This window comes from Pseudomonas urethralis, from assembly GCF_021602465.1.
GTDB classification, from domain to species: Bacteria; Pseudomonadota; Gammaproteobacteria; order Pseudomonadales; family Pseudomonadaceae; genus Aquipseudomonas; species Aquipseudomonas vlassakiae.
Genome location: NZ_BQIJ01000003.1, coordinates 24,948 through 44,879, shown reverse-complemented (window position 1 = coordinate 44,879; position 19,932 = coordinate 24,948). Strand labels below are relative to the sequence as shown.

Sequence of the window (19,932 nt, the reverse complement as noted above, 5' to 3'; positions counted from 1 at the left end):
GGAAATGTCTACAGTAGCGGCACAACAATAAACAGAGAGCCTGCTCCATGACTACGTCCCCTAGCACGTCTCCCGCCCAGCGCCCCGAGGACGAATACCTCGGGCTGGGTGCCAACCTGGCTTATGGTCTGCAGCATGTGCTGACCATGTATGGCGGGATCGTCGCGGTACCCCTGATCCTGGGTCAGGCAGCCGGCCTCAACGGTGCCGAGATCGGCATGCTGATCGCCGCTTCGCTGTTTGCCGGTGGCCTGGCGACCCTGCTGCAAACGCTGGGCATCCCATTCTTCGGTTGCCAGCTGCCATTGGTGCAGGGTGTTTCATTCGCCGGCGTGGCGACCATGGGCGCCATCCTCAGCAGTGAGGGCGGTGGTGGCCTGCCGGGCGTACTCGGCGCGGTCATGGCGGCTTCGGTGATCGGTTTCCTGATCACCCCGGTGTTCTCGCGCATCACCAAGTTCTTCCCGCCGCTGGTGACCGGCATCGTCATCACCACCATCGGCCTGACCTTGATGCCGGTTGCCGCGCGCTGGGTGATGGGCGGTAACAGTGCATCGCCGGAGTTCGGCAGCGTCGCCAACATCAGCCTGGCGGCACTGACCTTCGCCATCGTCCTGGTATTGAGCAAACTCGGCAGCGCAACCATTTCGCGGCTGTCGATCCTGCTGGCCATGGTGGTTGGCACGCTGATCGCCTGGGCGCTGGGCATGACCGACTTCAGCAAGGTCAGTGAAGGCCCGATGTTCGCCTTCCCTTCCCCGTTCCACTTCGGCATGCCGGAGTTCCACATCGCCGCGATCCTGTCGATGTGCATCGTGATCATGGTGACCCTGGTGGAAACCTCGGCCGACATCCTCGCCGTGGGTGAAATCATCGACACCAAGGTCGACTCCAAGCGCCTGGGCAACGGCCTGCGCGCCGACATGGCGTCGAGCATCCTGGCGCCGATCTTCGGTTCGTTCACCCAAAGCGCGTTTGCCCAGAACGTCGGCCTGGTGGCCGTGACCGGGGTCAAGAGCCGCTACGTGGTGGCCACCGGTGGCGTGATCCTGGTGGTGCTCGGCCTGCTGCCGGTGATGGGCCGGGTGATTGCCGCCGTACCGACGCCGGTGCTGGGTGGCGCGGGCATCGTGCTGTTCGGCACCGTGGCCGCCAGCGGCATCCGCACGCTGTCGAAGGTCAACTACAAGAACAACGTCAACCTGATCATCGTTGCGGCCTCGCTGGGCTTCGGCATGATCCCGATCGCCGCGCCGACCTTCTACCACAACTTCCCGAACTGGTTCGAGACCATCTTCCATTCGGGCATCAGCTCGGCGGCAATCATGGCCATCCTGCTGAACCTGCTGTTCAACCACTTCCAGACGGGCAACTCGGAGAACCAGTCGGTATTCGCCGCAGCCTACGAGCGCACCATCCAGTACTCGGACATCTCATGCCTGCGCGATGGTGACTACTTCAAGGATGGCAAGCTGTTCGATGCCGACGACAACGAAGTGCCAGTGATGGAGCTGGACGAGCACGGTAACCAGGCGCCGCGGCGCAGCGCAGTTGCCGAACACTGACTGCTGACTGAGCGGTGAGGCAGGGGGAGCCGATGCGCATCGTCGGCTCCCCTTTTTCATTGGCCTGTACCCGCAAAAGGGCCGGTACAGGCCAGCAATTACTCGAACAAGGCATCCAGGGCCTGCTCCAGACGGGTCACGGCAATCACCTGCAACCCCGCTGGCGGCTCCTTCGGCGCATTACCCTTGGGCACGATGGCACGCTTGAAGCCATGCTTGGCCGCCTCTTTCAGGCGCTCCTGGCCACTGGGTACAGGGCGCACCTCACCCGACAAGCCGATTTCACCAAATACCAGCAGACCATGGGCCAACGGCCGGTTGCGCAGGCTGGACATCACCGCTGCCAGTAACGCCAGGTCGGAAGCCGTTTCCAGCACTTTCACGCCACCGACCACGTTTAGGAACACGTCCTGGTCGTGGGTGGGAATACCCCCATGCCGATGCAGTACAGCCAGCAGCATGGCCAGGCGGTTCTGATCCAGGCCCAGGGTGACCCGCCGTGGGTTGGCCAGGTGGCTGTCATCGACCAGCGCCTGCACCTCGACCAGCATTGGCCGGGTACCCTCCCAGGTGGCCATCACCACGCTGCCGGGCACTTCCTCCTGGGTACGGTTGAGGAAGATTGCCGACGGGTTGGACACTTCTTTCAGGCCACGGTCGGTCATGCCGAACACGCCCAGTTCGTTGACCGCGCCGAAACGGTTCTTCACGGCCCGCAACAGGCGCAGACGGCCGTCGGACTCACCCTCGAAATACAGCACGGTATCGACCATGTGCTCCAGCACCCGCGGCCCGGCCAGCGAGCCTTCCTTGGTGACATGCCCAACCAGGAAGATCGCCGTACCACTCTGCTTGGCATAACGCACCAGCAACGCCGTGCTTTCGCGCACCTGGGCCACGCCGCCGGGGGCGGACTGCAACTGCTCGGTGAAGATGGTCTGGATCGAGTCGATCACCATGACCCGGGGTTTTTCCACCCGGGCGGTGGCGATGATGGTTTCGATGCAGGTCTCGGTCATCACCTTGAGCTGGTCCTGGGGCAGGCCCAGGCGCCGCGAGCGCATGGCCACCTGCTGCTGCGATTCTTCACCGGTGACGTACAACGCAGCCAGGCCCACGGCAATGTTGCACAGGGTCTGCAGGAGAATGGTCGACTTGCCGATCCCTGGATCCCCCCCGATCAGTACTACCGAGCCATCGACCAGGCCTCCGCCGAGCACGCGGTCGAGTTCAGTGCTGCTGGTGGTGAAGCGCGGGATTTCTTCGACGCTGACTTCGGCCAGGGTCTTGATCTGCGCCTGCTGCCCGGTCCAACCCGCGCGGCCGCTGGGCGCCGCCGCGCCGCCGCTCTCGATCATGGTTTCGACCAGGGTGTTCCAGGCCCCGCAGTCGGCGCATTGGCCGGCCCATTTGGGGAAGGTCGCGCCGCACTCGGTGCAGCCATACAAGCGCTTGGCCTTGGCCATGGGCAGGGTCTCCTGGAAAAAATCGCCATGATAGCCGAGGCCGACGTGTCTCGAACCGGTCGAGATGCGACAAAACTATTCGTTCTAAGCGCAGTCACTAGCCCTGAAGCCAACGCATGAAGCGTTCAAGTGGCTTACACTGCGTTAACCTCACCATTTGTTACAAGGAATCAAACATGGGCATGCTCAGTGAGTTCAAGGCCTTCGCGGTCAAAGGTAATGTCGTCGACATGGCGGTCGGTATCATCATCGGCGCGGCCTTCGGCAAGATCGTCTCCTCGTTCGTCGGGGACGTGGTCATGCCACCACTGGGGCTGCTGATCGGCGGCGTCGACTTCAGCGACCTGGCAATCACCCTGAAGGCTGCCCAAGGGGATGTGCCGGCGGTGGTGCTGGCGTATGGCAAGTTCATCCAGACCGTTATCGACTTCATCATTGTCGCCTTCGCCATCTTCATGGGAGTGAAGGCGATCAACAAGCTCAAGCGAGAAGAAGCTGCGGCACCAAGCGCCCCGCCGGTACCGACGCCGCAGGAAACCTTGCTGACCGAGATTCGCGACCTGCTCAAGGCACAGAACCAGAACCGGTTGCCGTGAAACAGCTGGGGCCGCATTTGCGGCCCCTTTGCATTACCAGTAGTTCTCCACCGCCACCTGCCCCGGCCGCTTGCTCAGGCTCAGTTGCAGCTCACGCGCCTTGAGCACCTTGCGTGTCTCGTCGATCATGTCCGGGTTGCCGCACAGCATTATCCGCGAATGCTCGGGCGACAGCTCAAGCCCCGCCGCCTTTTCCAGCTCGCCATTTTCGATCAGCGTGGTGATGCGCGCATTCAATGCCCCTGGGTGCTGCTCACGGGTCACCACCGGAATGAACTGCAGCTTGCCTTCGAATTCGGCCAGGTAATCACGCTGCTCCAGCCCGGCGATGTCGTCTACATAGGCCAGCTCTTTCGCCTCGCGCACCGAATACACCAGCTTGATGTTGTCGAAGCGTTCCCAGGCTTCGAAGTCCTGCAGGATCGACATGAACGGCGCGATGCCGGTGCCGGTCGCCAGCAACCACAGGTCTCGGCCACCGACGAAGCGATCAAGGGTCAGGAAGCCGAACGCCTGACGGTCGATCAACAAGGTATCGCCCTGGCCCAGGCGGCTCAGTTCGCTGGTGAATTCGCCACCCGGCACCACGATTGAAAAGAAGTCGAGGTATTCGTCATGGGGGGCACTGACCATCGAATAGGCACGCCAGACCACGCTGCCATCGGCCTTGGTTACGCCCAGCCGGGCAAACTGGCCAGCGCGGAAGCGAAACCCAGGATCGCGTGTAACCCTCAGGCTGAACAGGTTCGGCGTCAGCGGCTGGACGTCGAGCAGGGTCTGGCGGGTAAATTTCTCGGCACTGGCGGTCATGTCGGGCTCCGTGTAAGGCGTGCGCCCAGTGTCGCGCAAAGCGGCCTTGATAAAAACCGCCGGAATGTAAGGGCACAGCCGGAAGATCGTGGCCGGTTACATGAAAAATGCCGCTTCTATAACAAAAAATCCCAACATAACGGTCAGGCTTTTCCTACAATCATTCCGGCATGCAAACGGAACGGCATTCGCCGAGGGAGTGAGACAGATGCTTCAATGGAATCATGAGCATCTCCATCAACTGATCAGCGAGAGCACGCCACAGAAGGTGTTCGACCTTGCCGTGCACCTGGCGCAAGACCTGGATATGGCGTTTCTGGGATTGAAGCTTCGCATCCAGCTGGCTGCACAATCGCCCAGGCAGTATCTCTACAGCAATTACCCCGAGGCGTGGATCGAGCGCTACCAGCGCGATGAATTCTACAAGCAGGACGCTGCGGCAACCCGCAGCCACAGCTCGACCATGCCGGTATTGTGGACCGATGAGCTGTACAAGGAAACACCCGAATACCGTGAACAAGCCTGCGCACATGGCCTGCGCCATGGCTGGACGCAGTCGCTGCACGACCTTCAGCACAACGAGAGCCAGGTCAGCGTGTGCAGGCCGAGCAAAGCGATAGATATCGCCGAATTGTATGACAAGGCCGGCAAGGTGCAGTGGCTGTGCCACACCTTGCACGCTATCGTCAGCGAGCATCACCTGGCTCAGCTCAGCACCCCCATGAAAATGAGCGAGCGCGAAATCGAAGTGCTGAAATGGTCGGCCGCCGGCAAGACTGCAGCGGACGTGGCCTGCATCCTGTCGCTGTCGCAGAGTACGGTGAATTTTCACATCCGCAGCGTCATCACCAAGACCAACGCCGCTAACAAGGCCGGTGCCATCGCCATCGCCATGATGCGCGGCCTGTTCGATCAGTAGCCAGGCCTGCGGCCTTGTGCAAAGCCCTGTAGAATCGCGTACCGAAGCTCGTGGCGAACCGCCGTGGGCAGATCCGTACCCGAGCCAGACGCCATGCCCCTGTTGACCACCCCCTTCGCCGAACTCGACCTGATCCGCCAGCCGGACCAGGCCAACGACCCGTTGCAGGCCTTCGATGCCGCTGATGAATATCTGCTCGAGCAGTTGCATGCCCAAGGCCTGGACGCTGGCAGCCGGGTACTGGTGCTCAACGACAGCTTCGGCGCCCTGGCGGCCAGCCTGGTGGACCATCTGCAGGTGATCAGCAGCGGCGACTCGCACCTGGCGCACATGGCCTTGGAGAAAAACCTGTCGCGCAATGGCAAGGCGTTCGACAGCGTGCCCTTCGTACCGGCCAGCGAGCACTGGCAAGGCCCGTTCGACCGCGTACTGGTGCGCGTGCCGAAAACCCTCGCACTGCTTGAAGAGCAACTGATCCGCCTGCAAGGCCACCTGGCACCCGGCGCCCAGGTGATTGCCGGAGCCATGATCAAGCACCTGCCGCGGGCGGCCGGTGACCTGTTGGAAAAGTACATCGGCCCGGTACAGGCTTCGCTGGCGCAGAAAAAGGCGCGCCTGTTGACCGCCACGGTCGCCGGGCGTCCGGCCGCGAGGTCGCCCTACCCGACCCGCTACACGCTCGACAACCCGGCACTGGAACTGCTCAACCATGCCAATGTGTTCTGCCGCGAGGGCCTGGACATCGGCACCCGCGCCTTCCTGCCCCACCTGCCCCGTGGCCTGGGCAACGCCCGCGTAGCCGACCTGGGCTGCGGTAACGGCGTGCTGGCGATTGCCAGCGCACTGGCAAACCCTGATGCGCAGTACACCCTGGTCGATGAGTCGTACATGGCAGTGCAGTCGGCGCTGGAGAACTGGCAGGCGGCTTTGGGTGAACGGCCAGTCACGGTCATGCCGGGGGACGGCCTGGCGGGCGTTGAAAAACAATCGCTGGATGTCGTGCTGTGCAACCCACCCTTCCACCAGCAGCAGGTGGTCGGTGACTTCCTCGCCTGGCGCATGTTCCAGCAGGCGCGCGAGGCGCTGGTGGTCGGGGGCGCGCTGTACATCGTCGGCAACCGCCATCTGGGCTATCACAGCAAGCTGGCGCGGTTGTTCCGTGGCGTCGAGCAAGTTGCTGCAACACCGAAGTTCGTGGTCCTCAAGGCGCGTAAATAAAAGCAGGGGCGCCTGGCGCGCCCCCTGCACTCAATGGGTGGTCAGGCCTGCGGCCCCCATGAACAGCCGCATCACCCAGGCGGCCACGCCCAGCGCAGCCACGCTCATCGCCCAGATCAGCACCAGCCAGCCCAGCCGCTGCCACAGCGGTTTCTTGTCTTCCAGGCCATGTTTACCGTTCATCATGTGGCCCTCCTAGTGATAGCCGTCTTCATGGGTCACCTTGCCGCGGAACACGTAGTAGCTCCAGAAGGTATACATGAGGATGAACGGCAGGATGAACAGCGTGCCCACCAGCATGAAACCTTGGCTCTGCGGTGGCGCGGCGGCGTCCCAGATCGAGATCGACGGTGGGATGATGTTCGGCCACAGGCTGATGCCCAGCCCGCTGTAACCCAGGAAGATCAGCACCAGGGTCAGCAGGAATGGCGTGTAGTGCGCATTGCGCGCCACCGCCTTGAGCAGGCCGTAGAAGGTCACCAGCACCAGCAACGGCACCGGCATGAACCAGAACAGGTTGGGCACGCTGAACCAGCGCTCGGCAATCTGTGGATACGCGATCGGGGTCCACAGGCTGACGATGCCGATCACCGCCAGCAGCACCAGCGCCAAAGGCCGTGCGAGGTCGTGCATGCGCGTTTGCAGATCGCCCTCGGTCTTCATGATCAGCCAGGTGCAGCCCAGCAGGGTGTAGGCGACGATCAAGCCAAGGCCGCAGAACAGGCTGAACGGTGTCAGCCAGTCGAGGGTACCACCGGCGAAATGCCGGTCGACCACCTTGAACCCTTCCAGGAAGGCCCCCAAGGCCACGCCCTGGAAGAACGTCGCGACCAGCGAGCCGCCGATGAACGCCTTGTCCCAGATATGGCGCTTCTCGGCCGTCGCCTTGAAGCGAAACTCGAACGCCACTCCGCGGAAGATCAAGCCGATCAGCATCAGGATCAGTGGCAAGTACAGCGCCTCGAGCACCACCGCATAGGCCATCGGGAACGCCCCGAACAGACCGGCACCGCCGAGCACCAGCCAGGTTTCGTTGCCGTCCCACACCGGGGCAACGGTATTCATCATCACATCACGGTCACGCTCGCCCTTGACGAAGGGGAAAAGCATGCCGATCCCCAGATCGAAGCCGTCCATCACCACGTACATCATGACGCCAAAGATGATGATCACGGCCCAGATCAGCGAAAGGTCGATACCCATGGCTCAGTTCCCCTTGCTCAGGTTGGCGGAGACGGCATCGCTGCCCTCGTCGGCGGCCGACAACGGCCGTGCCGGGGTACGTTTCTGGCCTGGGCCACCCGGACGCTGATCATCGCCTTCGCCGGTATGAGGCCCTTTGCGGACCAGACGCATCATGTAGGCGAAGCCTGTACCGAACAGCGCGAAATACACCACCACGAACGCGATCAAGGTAAACCCGAGCTGGGCGTAGCTGTGGTTGGAAACACCGTCGGCAGTGCGCATCAGGCCGTAGACCACCCACGGCTGGCGCCCCACCTCAGTGGTGATCCAGCCTGCCAGGATGGCCAGCAGTCCGGAGGGCCCCATCCACATCACGAAATGCAGGAACGGGCGTGAGCTGTAGAGCTTGCCCCCCCTGCGCAACAGCAGGCTCCAAAGCCCTGCGGCAATCATCAACAGGCCCATGGCGACCATGACCCTGAACGACCAGAAGATAATGGTCGAATTGGGCCTGTCCTCGGCAGGGAATTCCTTCATGGCAGGGACTTGCTTGTCCAGGCTATGGGTGAGAATCAGGCTGCCGAGCACCGGGATCTCGATCTTGAAATGGGTGGTTTCGGCTTTCATGTCGGGAATGCCGAACAGGATCAGCGGGGTCGGCTCACCCGGTTGGTTTTCCCAGTGGCCCTCGATGGCTGCAATCTTGACCGGCTGATGCTTCAGCGTGTTCAGGCCATGGAAGTCGCCGATCACCGCCTGCACCGGCGCGACGATCAGGGCCATCCACATGGCCATCGACAGCATCTTGCGCACGGCAGGGTTGTCCCGCCCGCGCAGCAAGTGCCAGGCCGCCGAGGCACCGACGAAAAAGGCCGTGGCGACGAAAGCAGCAGTGGCCATGTGCATCAGGCGGAAGGGGAATGATGGGTTGAAGACAATCGCGAACCAGTCCATCGGCACAACCCTGCCATCGACGATCGCGTGGCCCTGCGGGGTGTGCATCCAGCTGTTCGAGGCAAGGATCCAGAAGGTCGACACCAGCGTGCCCAGCGCCACCATGCACGTGGAAAAGAAATGCAAGCCACGCCCGACACGGTTCCAGCCGAACAGCATGACGCCGAGGAAGCCCGCCTCGAGGAAGAATGCCGTCAGCACTTCATACGTCAGCAAGGGGCCGGTGACTGAACCTGCGAATTCCGAGAAGCGGCTCCAGTTGGTGCCGAACTGGTAGGCCATGACCAACCCGGAGACCACGCCCATGCCGAAGTTGACGGCGAAGATCTTCGACCAGAAGTGATAGAGATCACGGTAGACCTGCTTGTCGGTCCGTAGCCAGAGGCCTTCGAGAACCGCCAGGTAGCTCGCCAGGCCAATGGTGATGGCAGGGAACAGGATGTGGAACGACACGGTAAAGGCAAACTGCATTCGGGCGAGCTCTAAGGCCTCTATTCCGAACATGGTGCTTCCTCTTCAGATAATCCGGCGTCTGGGCTTGTGGCCCCGTCGCCCACTGCCCCCACGGTAGTCGAGTGCGGCATCTTGGAATTGTTCTGTTCGATCGCAGGGATTCCGGCCCGAAGGCCAATTCGTTGCCCGTTCGTTGCCCATCTGTTGCAAAAGCAACGATTGATCCAGATCAACGACTGCTAGAAAGCATAGTCCCGAATGGCCCGCCGGGCCGTGCGGTTGTTTGCCGCGTGACCGGTTGCCCCACCCCCTTCCACGGGGCATGGAAAAGTGCCGATCACGGCAAACAGTAACCGGTTGTTACAAACAGATGATACGCTGCGAGCCCCTCTACTGCGCCGAGGCCAACAGGTTCCCGATGTCCGATTCCGCACCGCAGTTGTTGCGTCATCACCGCCCTTTCGTCGCCTTCTGGCTGGCCCGGGTGTTCACCGCCAGTGGCTTCCAGATGCTCACCGTGGCCATTGGCTGGCACCTCTACCAGCTGACCGGCAATGTGCTCGACCTGGGCCTGGTCGGCCTGGTCGAATTCGCGCCCCGGGTGCTGTTCATGCTGCATACCGGGCATGTCGCCGACCGCTATGACCGGCGCAAGGTGGCGGCGCTGTGCCAGACCTTGCAGGGGCTTATCGCCCTGGCGCTGGCCGTGGGCAGTGCCACCGACAATGTCAGCCGCGAACTGATCTTCGCCCTGGCCTTCCTGCTCGGTGCCACCCGCTCGTTTGAGATGCCGGCGACCCAGGCGCTGCTACCCAACGTCGTGCCGCCAGGGCTGTTCCCGCGAGCAGTAGCCGCCTCCGCCTCGGCAACCCAGGCGGCTACCATCGTCGCTCCGGCCGTGGGCGGCTTCCTGTACGCGTTCGGCAGCATCTGGGTGTACGGTCCGACCGTTGCCCTGTATGCCATCGCCTGCCTGCTCATGCTCAGCCTCGACTCGCGCCAGCAAGTGCCCCAGCGCGGCCGCGCCAGCATTGAATCGCTGATGGCCGGGATCCGCTTCATCCGCAGCCGGCCGGACATTCTCGGGGCCATTTCGCTGGACCTGTTCGCCGTGCTGCTGGGCGGCGCCACCGCACTGCTGCCGGTATTTGCCAGGGACATCCTGCTCACCGGCCCATGGGGCCTGGGCCTGCTGCGTTCCGCACCTGCAGTCGGGGCTCTATTGATGTCGCTTTGGCTGGCGCGGTTCCCGGTCGAGCGCAAGGTCGGGCGCACCATGTTCACTGCCGTCGGGCTGTTCGGCGTGGCCACCATCGCGTTCGGCCTCTCGACCTCGTTCTGGTTCTCGCTGGCGGTGCTGGTGGTGCTGGGCGCGGCGGACATGATCAGCATGGTGATCCGCGGCGCCTTCGTGCAACTGGAGACGCCAGACGAGATGCGCGGCCGGGTGAGCGCGGTTAACGGGTTGTTCATCGGCGCTTCGAACCAGCTGGGCGAGTTCGAGTCCGGGGTCACCGCGCACTGGTTTGGCACGGTGCCGGCGGTGGTGCTCGGCGGGGTCGGTACCCTGGTGGTGACCGGCGTGTGGATAAAACTGTTCCCCACCCTGGCCAAGCGTGATCGGTTGCACAACGGATGATCGCTCTCCTGCACTGGCCTCTTCGCGGGTAAACCCGCTCCCACTGGGATACCACTGGTTGCGAGCACAGCGCCGTACCTGTGGGAGCGGGTTTACCCGCGAAGAGGCCAGTACAGGCTAAAAAGCACCCATTCCCCAACGGCCATAGGCCCCTGCCGAGCATGCTGGTATGATGCGCGGCTTTTTTCCTCCCCACACAAAACCACGGCATCGGCTTCGGTCTGTGCTTTGCTGATGGGGTCGATACATTCACGGCGCGAGGGCGCCCTGGGGAGCGGGCATGCTGGAAAGGCTGTTTCAACTAAAAGCACACGACACCAATGTGCGCACCGAGATTCTTGCGGGCGTCACGACCTTCCTGGCCATGGCCTACATCCTGTTCGTCAACCCGAGCATCCTCGGCGAGACCGGCATGGACAAGGGCGCGATCTTCGTCGCCACCTGCCTGGCGGCCGCCATCGGCTCGACCACCATGGGCCTGATTGCCAACTACCCGATTGCCCTGGCGCCGGGCATGGGCCTGAACGCGTTCTTCACCTACACGGTGGTCCTGCACATGGGCCATACCTGGCAGGTGGCATTGGGCGCGGTGTTCCTCTCGGCGGTGATGTTCTTCCTGCTGTCGATCTTCCGTATCCGCGAATGGATCGTCAACAGCATTCCACTGCCCTTGCGTTCGGCGATTGCAGCAGGCATCGGCCTGTTCCTGGCGTTCATCGCCCTGCATAATGCCGGCATCGTCGTCGATAACCCAGCGACCCTGGTTGGCCTGGGCGACCTCAAGCAGCCAGCGCCTATCCTCGCTACCCTGGGTTTCTTCCTGATCGTCGGCCTCGAGTCGCTGAAGGTTCGTGGCGCAGTGCTGATCGGCATCCTGGCCGTGACCATCGCTTCGATCCTGATGGGGGTGACACCGTTCGGTGGCGTGATCTCGATGCCGCCATCGCTGGCACCGACCTTCCTCCAGCTGGACATCAAAGGCGCCCTCGACGTGGGCCTGGTCAGCGTGATCTTCGCCTTCCTGTTCGTCGACCTGTTCGACAACTCGGGCACGCTGATCGGTGTGGCCAAGCGCGCCGGCCTGATGGGCAAGGACGGCCACATGCCAAAGATGGGCCGTGCCCTGATCGCCGACAGCACCGCCGCCATGGCAGGCTCCCTGCTGGGGACCTCGACCACTACCAGCTACATCGAATCCGCCGCTGGCGTAAGCGCCGGAGGCCGCACCGGCCTGACAGCCATCGTCGTCGCCATCCTGTTCCTGCTGGCGCTGTTCTTCGCGCCGCTGGCCGGCAGCGTACCGGCCTTCGCCACGGCTCCGGCGCTGTTGTTCGTCGCCGTGCTGATGGCCTCGGGCCTGGCAGAAATCAATTGGGACGACATCACCGAGGCCGCTCCCGTGGTCGTGACCGCCCTGGCCATGCCACTGACCTACTCGATCGCCAACGGCATCGCCTTCGGTTTCATTTCCTGGACCGCCGTCAAGCTGATCTCCGGGCGCCACCGCGACCTGAACCCGGCCTTGGTGATCCTTTCCATCCTGTTCGTCATCAAGCTGGGCTGGTTCAACGCATGAGTGCTGTCTTCGATCCTTCCGCCTACGACACCCAACTGGAGGGCAAGGTCGCCCGCCTGCGCGCGCTGCTGGCGCCCTTCGGCGCGCCGGAACCGGCCGTTTTCGACTCACCGCGCGAGCACTACCGCCTGCGCGCCGAGTTCCGCCTGTGGCGCGAGGATGGCCAGCGCCACTACGCGATGTTTGCCCCGGGCGACAAGCACAAGGCGATCCTGATCGACGATTTCCCCATCGCCAGCCAGCGCATCAATGAGCTGATGCCGCGCCTGAAGGCCGCCTGGCAGGCCAGCGAGGCACTGGGCAACCGCCTGTTTCAGGTGGAATTTCTCACTACCCTCGCCGGCGATGCCATGGTCACGATGTGCTACCACCGCCCGCTGGACGAGGCCTGGGAAGTGGCTGCACGGCAACTGGCCGAAGACCTCGGCGTGAGCGTGATCGGCCGTTCGAAGGGCAAACGCCTGGTGATTGGCCGCGACTATGCGGTGGAAAAGCTCGATGTCGCCGGTCGCGTCTTCAGCTACCGCCAGCCGGAAGGCGCGTTCACCCAGCCCAACGGCGCGGTGAACCAGAAGATGCTGAGCTGGGCGTTCGAAGCCATCGGCGAGCGTGAAGACGACTTGCTGGAGCTGTATTGCGGCAACGGCAACTTTACCCTGCCGCTGGCCACCCGCGTGCGCCAGGTGCTGGCTACCGAGATCAGCAAGACCTCGGTCAATGCCGCGCTGAGCAACCTCGATGAAAACGCTGTGGATAACGTGCGGCTGGTGCGCCTGTCGGCGGAAGAGCTGACCCAGGCACTGAACGAAGTACGGCCGTTCCGCCGGCTGGAAGGGATCGACCTGAAAAGCTATGAGTTCGGCACCGTGTTCGTCGACCCGCCCCGTGCAGGGATGGACCCGGACACTTGCGAGCTGACCCGGCGTTTCGAGCGAATCCTGTACATCTCGTGCAACCCCGAGACCCTGGCGGCGAACATTGCCCAGTTGCACGACACGCACCGCATCGAGCGTTGTGCGTTGTTCGACCAGTTCCCGTATACGCACCACATGGAAAGTGGCGTCCTGCTGGTTCGGCGCTGACTTCAGATTGCCGGGGCCGCTTTGCGGCCCTTTCGCGACACAAGGCCGCTCCCACAGTGATCGGCGTACGCAGGTCTTTGGGGGAGCGGCCTTGTGTCGCGAAAGGGCTGCGAAGCAGCCCCGGCATTCTCTCAGAAGTCGAAGAAGACCGTCTCCCCTTCCCCCTGAATACGGATATCGAAGCGATAGGCCGTTTTCCCGTCTACCTCGCAACGCTTGGCAATCAAGGTCTCACGACGTTGCGGCTGCTCGATCAGGTTGAGCACCGGGCACTTGGCATTGGCCTCGGCCTCGTCGTCGAAATACAGCCGCGTGTGCAGATGGATGTTGATCCCCCGGGCGAACAGGCTGATGTTGATATGCGGCGCCATTGGCACGCCTGCAGCATTGTTCACCACACCCGGCTTGACCGTATGCACGGTCCATTCACCGGCATCGAAGGTGGTGGCGGTGCGGCCGAAGCTGTTGAAGGCGTTTTCCAGGTTATAGGCATCCTGATACTGACCGTTGGCGTCGGCCTGCCACAGTTCCAGGAACGAATCACGCACCAGGTGGCCGTTGCCGTCATACACATGGCCGATCAGCACGATGTGCTCGCCCGGGGCGTCCGGCTTGGCCAGGCGGTTCCAGATTTCCTGGTCGCGGGTCGGGTTGCCGGCCGCTTCCAGGGCCAGGCCGATGTGCACGTAGGGGCCGGCAGTCTGCGATGGGGTTTCCGGCAGCAGTTCGATTGGCATGGCGGGGTCCTCAGCAGTTTTCGAAGTGGGTCTTGCGCTGGCCACGCAGCACGATATCGAAGCGGTACGCCAGGCAGTCCATCGGGTTGGCGTTGCTCATGTCGAGCTTGGCAATCAACTGCTGGACGGCTTCAGGGTTGGCGATCGACTTGACGATCGGGCACATCGGGATCAGCGGATCACCTTCGAAATACAGCTGGGTGATCAGCTTGGTGGCGATCGACGGGCCGCTGATGCCGAAATGGATGTGCGCCGGGCGCCAGTCATTCGGCCCGTTGCGCCAAGGGTACGGGCCCGGCTTGATGGTGCGGAAGCTGTAGTAGCCGTCGCGGTCGGTCAGGCAACGGCCGACGCCACCGAAGTTAGGGTCCAGCGGCGCCAGGTAACGGTCGTTCTTGTGGCGATAGCGGCCGCCGGCATTGGCTTGCCACATCTCCACCAGGGTGTTCGGCACAGGCTTGCCGTACTGGTCGACGACGCGGCCGGCAACGATGATGCGCTCGCCGATCGGCAGGCCACCGTTGTTGAAGTTCAGCAGCAGGTCATGGTCGTGGGCACCGAAGCCCAGGTGGGAAAAGTCCGGGCCGGTGGTTTCGCTGATCGACTGTGGGATGCTGACCAGTGCCTGGCGCGGCGAGCGGGCAACGGAAGTCTTGTAGTCGGGCGTCAGGGCCTTGGGATGCCAGTTGCGATCACGGATCACGAAGCGGCTGTTGTCCTGGGCAGGCATGCCGGATTCCTCTCTTGGAATTATGAAAACGCCTGTACACGGCAGGCGGACTTGCAGTTTCAGGCAGGTAGCGAGGGATGGATAATGAAATCACCGGTCAATTACATAACCAAAAGGTTATGTATTAGTGGCTTTGGCTGTGGTGATCTAATCTTTAACCTCATGTTTCACGCTCTGGAGAGTTCCTCATGGAATGGCGAAAAGGCCGGCGCAGCGACAATGTGGTCGATGCTCGCGGCGAAGGTGGCGGCGGCGGCATGCGCTTTGGCGGCGGCAAGGGGCTGGGGCTTGGCGCTGTGCTGCTGATTGTCGGCATCGGCTGGCTGACCGGCCAGGACCCGCTGCAGATTCTTGGCCAGCTCGCCGGGCAGATGGAACAACAGCAACAGCAGGCAGCCCCCAGTGGCGCTGGCGGCAAGGCACCGCCGGCCAACGACGAACAGGCGCAGTTCGTCGCCTCGGTCCTGGGCGATACGGAAGACACCTGGAAGGCCCTGTTCGCCCAAGCGGGCAAGCAGTACCGTGATCCCAAGCTGGTGTTGTTCAGCGGCCAGGTCAATTCGGCCTGCGGTTTTGCGTCTGCGGCGGTCGGGCCGTTCTACTGCCCGGCGGATCAGCGGGTCTACCTGGACATGTCGTTCTTCCGCGAAATGGAAACCCGCTTCGCTGCGGCCGGCGACTTCGCCCAGGCCTACGTGATCGCCCACGAGATCGGCCACCACGTGCAGACCCTGCTCGGTGTGTCGGCCAAGGTCGATGCCGCGCGGCGCAGTGGCCAGCGCCTGGAAGGCGACAATGGCCTGCTGGTGCGCCAGGAACTGCAGGCCGACTGCCTGGCCGGCGTTTGGGCGTATCAGGCGCAGAAGCGGTTGAACTGGCTGGAGCCGGGTGATGTTGAAGAGGCGCTGAATGCCGCCAATGCCATTGGTGATGACCGGCTGCAACAGCAAGGTCAGGGGCGCGTGGTGCCCGACTCCTTCACCCATGGCACCTCGGCGCAGCGGGTGCGCTGGTTCAAGGCCGGGTTTGCCCAAGGCAACGTGAACAGCTGCGATACCTTCGGTGCGCGCAGCCTTTGAGACCTTCGGGCCGCTTTGCGGCCCTTCGCGGGCGTGCCCGCTCCCGCGAGTTTTCGCTTAGTTACAAATCAACTGCAAAAGCGATTCAGCTTTACCTTCGACCTGCCGATAACACCTGCACGAATCAGCGGGCCCCCAGAACAACAACGCCCTGCGATCGATGATCAGTGAGCGAATGAATTTTCTGGAGAGCGTGCATGAACAGCTGGTTCGCCAATATCAGCGTCAACCTCAAACTCGGCCTGGGCTTCGGCCTGGTGCTGGTTCTAACCGGCCTGCTGGCCCTGACCGGCTGGACCAGCCTGGGCAGCCTGATTGACCGCAGCAACTGGATGGGTGACATCGGTCAGCTCAACAAGGATCTGACCGACCTGCGCATCGCGCGTCTGCAGTACATGATCGCCAATGGCGATGACGCCGCCGCTGCCAACACCCAGGCCAAGCTCGACGCCTTCAGCAAGCAGCAGCAATACCTGGTCACCACCTTCACCAGCCCGGCCAACGTCGTGCTGCTCAAGGAGCTGGGGCAGACCATCAGCGAGTACAAGGTATCGCTGAACAAGATGCGCGCCGGCTACAAGAGTTCGCTGGCCGCCCGTGATGCAATGAACGTGTCGGCGGCCAGGGCCGATGAGGCCATGGAAGTCCTCAGCCAGGACGTCATGTCCCGCCCCGAGCCCGACAGTGTGCGCCTGGCCCAGTACCAACTGATCAGCAAGGCGCGCCAGCAACTGCTGCAGGTGCGTATCGACGTGCGCGGTTACATTGCCGACAACAGTGCCGCCAACGAGCAGACCGCCCTGCGCCAGCTGGAAGGTGCGCTGGCCGATATCGACAACCTCAAGCGCCAGTTGCCAGCTGAAGCCGCCCGTGTCCAGCAGTTCGAGCAATCGGTGCAGGCCTACCGCGATGCCGTGCGCCAGTTCCGCGATGCGGTTGCCGACATCACCGTTGCCCGCGCCGAGATGACGGTGCAAGGCGCCGATATCGTCAAGCGCAGCGACGCGCTGTACAACATCCAGCTGGAGCGTCGCGACGCAGAAAGCACCCAGGCCCGCAGCCTGCAGACTATCGCCACGCTGCTGGCCCTGCTGGCTGGCGTGATTGCCGCCGTGGTCATCACCCGCCAGATCACCCGCCCGCTGCGCGATACCCTGCAAGCGGTGGAACGCATCGCCGGTGGCGACCTGACCCACGACCTGCGCGTCACCCGCCGCGACGAAATCGGCGTGCTGCAACAAGGCATCGCACGCATGGGCACTACCCTGCGCGAGCTGATCAGCGGCATCCGTGACGGCGTCACCCAGATCGCCAGCGCCGCCGAAGAGCTGTCGGCGGTGACCGAACAGACCAGCGCCGGTGCCAACAGCCAGAAGGTCGAAACCGACCAGGTGGCCACCGCCATGCATGAAATGGCCGCTACCGTTCAGGAAGTGGCGCGCAACGCCGAGCAGGCTTCTCACGCCGCGACCGGCGCCGATGACGAAGCGCGTGCCGGTGACCGCGTGGTCGGCGAGGCGATCAGCCAGATCGAACGCCTGGCCGAAGAAGTGCACCGCTCCACCGAGGCCATGAACCTGCTGCAACAGGAAAGCCAGAAGATCGGCAGCGTGATGGACGTGATCAAGTCGGTGGCCGAGCAGACCAACCTGCTGGCGCTCAACGCCGCGATCGAAGCGGCCCGAGCCGGTGAAGCCGGCCGTGGTTTTGCCGTGGTCGCCGACGAAGTGCGTGGCCTGGCCCAGCGCACGCAAAAGTCCACCGAAGAGATCGAGGGGTTGGTGGCCAGCCTGCAGCACGGCACCCAGCAGGTGGCCAATGCCATGCAGGGCAGCCGCTCGCTGACCGACAGCAGTGTCGAGCTGGCACGCAAGGCCGGTGCGTCGCTGGAGAACATCACCAGCACGGTGTCGAGCATCCAGTCGATGAACCAGCAGATCGCAGCGGCGGCCGAGCAGCAGAGTGCGGTGGCAGAAGAGATCAGCCGCAGCATCCTGAATGTGCGCGATGTGTCGGAACAGACCGCGGCGGCCAGTGATGAAACGGCGGCGTCCAGCGTGGAGCTGGCGCGCCTGGGTGGTCACCTGCAGATGCTGGTCAGCCAGTTCCGCGTCTGATCTCAAGATCGCTTTCGCGGGTAAACCCGCTCCCACAGGTTTGGCCGCTTTCCTGAAGGCAGCGGTAAACCTGTGGGAGCGGGCTTGCCCGCGAAGAGGCCAGCCCTGCCGATACAGAACTACTTGACGATCATCCCCACCCCACGCCCACGCGGATCGGAAGCAGTCTCAAGCTGCGCCCCGTTCACCCGGATCGCCTGGATATCGCCCATCTCCCAGCCCTGATCCTCCAGCACATAGCCCATCTTCTTCAGCTCATCCGCCACCGACCCGGTCAGCGGCGCGTAGCTGTCGTAGTAGATGGTGTCCTTGGGCAGCAACTGATGGTGCACACGCTGCGCCGCCACGGCCTTCTCCAGCGGCATGCCGTAGTCGTACAGGTTGTTCATCACCTGGAAGATGGAGGTAAAGATCCGCGAACCGCCCGGCGTACCGATCACCAGCTCGACCTTGCCATCGCGCGTCATCAGGCTCGGGCTCATCGACGACAGCATGCGCTTGCCCGGTTCGATGGCGTTGGCGTCACCGCCAACCACCCCAAAGGCATTCGCGGCGCCAGGCTTGGCACTGAAATCGTCCATCTCGTCATTGAGCAGGAAGCCCGCGCCCTTGACCACCACGCCGCTGCCGTAATCGAGGTTGAGCGTGTAGGTATTGCTGACCGCATTGCCCTGCTTGTCGACGATCGAGAAGTGCGTGGTCTGGTGTGGCTCCAGGCCTGGCTTGACCTTGTCGGTTTCGGAAATGGCCTTCGGGTTGACCTGGGCGGCGCGCTTGGCCAGGTAGTCCTTAGCCACCAACTGGTCGACCGGCACTTTGGTGAACGCCGGGTCGCCGAGGTAGTCGGCACGGTCGGCGAACACACGCTTTTCAATCTCCGAAAGCAGATGGATGTACTGCGCCGAGTTGTGCGCAACACCCTTGAAGTCCGCCGCACGGTCTTCCTTGATTCCCAGCAGCTGGGCCAGGGCGACGCCGCCGGAGCTTGGCGGCGGCGCGGTATAGACCACGTTGCCACGCCAGCTCAGGGCCATGGGTTCGCGCCACACGGCCTTGTAATCCTTGAGGTCGTCCTTGGTGATCAGGCCCTTGTCGGCCTGCATCTGCGCCACCAGCAGGTCGGCGGTCTTGCCTTGGTAGAACTCGCTCACGCCCTTGTCGGCGATGCGCTCGAGGGTCTGGGCCATTTCCGGCTGCTTGAACAGTTCACCGACCTTCATGTTGCCGAAATAGTCGTTGAAGTTGGTCGCGGTCTTGAACATGCCCTGGGCGTCGTTGCGGTACTGGTACTGCTTCTCGGCGACCTTGAAGCCGTTTTTGGCATAGCCGATGGCCGGGGTCAGCAGCTCGCTCCAGGGCAGCTTGCCGAACTTCTGGTGGGCTTCCCACAGGCCCATCACCGTGCCGGGCACGCCTGCGGCGCGCACGCCGACCAGGCTCAGGTTCTCGATGACTTCGCCCTTGTCGTCCAGGTACATGTTGCGCGAGGCTGCCTTGGGCGCCACTTCGCGGTAGTCGAGGAAGTACGGCTTGCCGTCGACGAACAGGGTCATGAAGCCACCGCCGCCGATGTTACCCGCCTCGGGGTAGGTCACCGCCAGGGTGAAGGCCGTGGCCACGGCCGCGTCCACCGCGTTGCCGCCCTTCTTGAGGATGTCGGCTGCAACCTGTGCACCATATTGATCGGGGGCGGCTACAGCGCCGCCTTCCAACGTGGCGGCGTAAGGCGAGGAACAGCTCAGGATCGCGGCTGCCAGAGCCATGTACTGGAACGGGACAATACGCATGACACTTCCTTGGTGTTGT

At 63.1% G+C, this 19,932-nt stretch carries 17 protein-coding genes; 9 read left to right on the top strand and 8 right to left on the bottom strand.

Features of this window, described 5'->3' with window-relative positions:
• Positions 1-47: 47 nt before the first annotated feature.
• Complete coding sequence (locus L6D64_RS05685; protein ID WP_176507692.1) at positions 48-1,565, top strand: nucleobase:cation symporter-2 family protein; 1,518 nt, start codon at positions 48-50, stop codon at positions 1,563-1,565.
• Between the two features lie 98 nt (positions 1,566-1,663).
• Here the strand turns inward: L6D64_RS05685 and radA are convergent, their stop codons facing one another.
• Complete coding sequence (radA, locus tag L6D64_RS05680; protein WP_176507691.1) at positions 1,664-3,031, bottom strand: DNA repair protein RadA; 1,368 nt, start codon at positions 3,029-3,031, stop codon at positions 1,664-1,666.
• Positions 3,032-3,207: 176 nt separating this feature from the next.
• Here radA and mscL point away from each other — a divergent pair, with 176 nt between their 5' ends.
• On the top strand, positions 3,208-3,627 hold the full coding sequence (gene mscL / locus L6D64_RS05675) for a large-conductance mechanosensitive channel protein MscL (RefSeq protein ID WP_176507690.1): 420 nt from the start codon (positions 3,208-3,210) through the stop codon (positions 3,625-3,627).
• Between the two features lie 33 nt (positions 3,628-3,660).
• Here the strand turns inward: mscL and L6D64_RS05670 are convergent, their stop codons facing one another.
• Positions 3,661-4,437, bottom strand: a complete 777-nt coding sequence (locus tag L6D64_RS05670; RefSeq protein WP_176507689.1) for a ferredoxin--NADP reductase — start codon at positions 4,435-4,437, stop codon at positions 3,661-3,663.
• A gap of 208 nt (positions 4,438-4,645) precedes the next feature.
• Here L6D64_RS05670 and L6D64_RS05665 point away from each other — a divergent pair, with 208 nt between their 5' ends.
• Both L6D64_RS05665 and L6D64_RS05660 read left to right on the top strand, forming a co-directional pair.
• On the top strand, positions 4,646-5,356 hold the full coding sequence (locus L6D64_RS05665) for an autoinducer binding domain-containing protein (protein ID WP_176507688.1): 711 nt from the start codon (positions 4,646-4,648) through the stop codon (positions 5,354-5,356).
• Between the two features lie 93 nt (positions 5,357-5,449).
• Positions 5,450-6,574: a methyltransferase gene (locus L6D64_RS05660; RefSeq protein WP_176507687.1), complete on the top strand. Its 1,125-nt coding sequence runs from the start codon at positions 5,450-5,452 to the stop codon at positions 6,572-6,574.
• Positions 6,575-6,604: 30 nt separating this feature from the next.
• On the opposite strand, the gene L6D64_RS05655 is transcribed toward L6D64_RS05660, so the two are convergent.
• The 3 genes from L6D64_RS05655 to L6D64_RS05645 are packed head-to-tail and all read right to left on the bottom strand — an operon-like array spanning position 6,605 to position 9,217.
• Positions 6,605-6,760 (bottom strand): DUF2474 domain-containing protein, encoded by a 156-nt coding sequence (locus L6D64_RS05655; RefSeq protein WP_176507686.1) that lies wholly within the window; start codon positions 6,758-6,760, stop codon positions 6,605-6,607.
• A 9-nt stretch (positions 6,761-6,769) separates the two neighbouring features.
• The gene (gene cydB / locus L6D64_RS05650) at positions 6,770-7,777 is read right to left on the bottom strand and encodes a cytochrome d ubiquinol oxidase subunit II (protein WP_176507685.1); all 1,008 of its coding nucleotides are present in this window, start codon (positions 7,775-7,777) and stop codon (positions 6,770-6,772) included.
• Positions 7,778-7,780: 3 nt separating this feature from the next.
• Positions 7,781-9,217, bottom strand: coding sequence for a cytochrome ubiquinol oxidase subunit I (locus L6D64_RS05645; protein ID WP_054887139.1), 1,437 nt, complete (start codon positions 9,215-9,217; stop codon positions 7,781-7,783).
• A gap of 367 nt (positions 9,218-9,584) precedes the next feature.
• Between L6D64_RS05645 and L6D64_RS05640 the strand changes: the two genes are divergently transcribed.
• The 3 genes from L6D64_RS05640 to trmA all read left to right on the top strand — a co-directional run bounded on the left by L6D64_RS05640 (position 9,585) and on the right by trmA (position 13,463).
• Entirely contained in the window at positions 9,585-10,805 is a 1,221-nt protein-coding gene (locus tag L6D64_RS05640; RefSeq protein ID WP_176507684.1) for an MFS transporter, read from the top strand.
• A gap of 280 nt (positions 10,806-11,085) precedes the next feature.
• Positions 11,086-12,381, top strand: a complete 1,296-nt coding sequence (locus tag L6D64_RS05635) for an NCS2 family permease (protein WP_176507683.1) — start codon at positions 11,086-11,088, stop codon at positions 12,379-12,381.
• Positions 12,378-13,463, top strand: coding sequence for a tRNA (uridine(54)-C5)-methyltransferase TrmA (trmA, locus tag L6D64_RS05630; RefSeq protein ID WP_176507682.1), 1,086 nt, complete (start codon positions 12,378-12,380; stop codon positions 13,461-13,463). Before L6D64_RS05635 ends, trmA begins: the two co-directional genes overlap by 4 nt.
• Before the next feature lie 131 nt (positions 13,464-13,594).
• Here the strand turns inward: trmA and pcaG are convergent, their stop codons facing one another.
• Both pcaG and pcaH read right to left on the bottom strand, forming a co-directional pair.
• Positions 13,595-14,200 (bottom strand): protocatechuate 3,4-dioxygenase subunit alpha, encoded by a 606-nt coding sequence (gene pcaG / locus L6D64_RS05625; RefSeq protein WP_099815682.1) that lies wholly within the window; start codon positions 14,198-14,200, stop codon positions 13,595-13,597.
• Between the two features lie 10 nt (positions 14,201-14,210).
• Entirely contained in the window at positions 14,211-14,930 is a 720-nt protein-coding gene (gene pcaH / locus L6D64_RS05620; protein WP_054886879.1) for a protocatechuate 3,4-dioxygenase subunit beta, read from the bottom strand.
• 188 nt (positions 14,931-15,118) lie between these two features.
• On the opposite strand from pcaH, the gene ypfJ reads away from it, so the two are divergent.
• Together ypfJ and L6D64_RS05610 are read left to right on the top strand one after the other, a co-directional pair.
• Entirely contained in the window at positions 15,119-16,009 is an 891-nt protein-coding gene (gene ypfJ, locus L6D64_RS05615; protein WP_176507681.1) for a KPN_02809 family neutral zinc metallopeptidase, read from the top strand.
• Between the two features lie 197 nt (positions 16,010-16,206).
• Positions 16,207-18,126 carry a methyl-accepting chemotaxis protein gene (locus tag L6D64_RS05610; RefSeq protein ID WP_176507680.1) on the top strand — a complete coding sequence of 640 codons (1,920 nt, stop codon included), beginning with the start codon at positions 16,207-16,209 and terminating at the stop codon, positions 18,124-18,126.
• A 119-nt stretch (positions 18,127-18,245) separates the two neighbouring features.
• On the opposite strand, the gene ggt is transcribed toward L6D64_RS05610, so the two are convergent.
• A complete protein-coding gene (ggt, locus tag L6D64_RS05605; RefSeq protein WP_176507679.1) occupies positions 18,246-19,913 on the bottom strand; it encodes a gamma-glutamyltransferase in 1,668 nt (555 codons plus the stop codon).
• Between the last annotated feature and the right edge of the window lie 19 nt (positions 19,914-19,932).